The following is a 276-nucleotide window of genomic DNA, read 5'->3' as shown; positions in this document are numbered from 1 at the left end:
CTATCGAAAACTGTACCGTTATCTTCTAAATAGAGATGTTCTGGTGAGCTTATCTCAAGTAAGACAAGCTTTATGTCAATCTGGATTAAAGTCAAAAGTTGTCTCGTATTATAAAAAAAGAAAGCAAGATCATCGATTTATCAAAAAACGGATTCGGAATATGCTGGGATTGAAATCCTTACAAACAGCTACAAAAATGATCGCTGGAATAGAAGCTATGCATATAATCAAAAAAGGACAAACCCTCCAAGGGGAGAAGTCTGTCCAAAGGCAAAT

General features: G+C 35.5%; 1 pseudogene. It reads left to right on the top strand.

Annotated features, from left to right (window positions below):
- Nucleotides 1–121: 121 nt before the first annotated feature.
- Nucleotides 122–276, top strand: a pseudogene (locus ACQRBL_RS32835) (DDE-type integrase/transposase/recombinase); the annotation flags it as partial.

Source organism: Bacillus sp. AF62 (genome assembly GCF_050312695.1).
GTDB classification, from domain to species: Bacteria; Bacillota; Bacilli; order Bacillales; family Bacillaceae_G; genus Bacillus_A; species Bacillus_A cereus.
The sequence above is the reverse complement of the archived record's forward strand: the minus strand, read 5'-3'. Positions and strand labels throughout refer to the sequence as shown.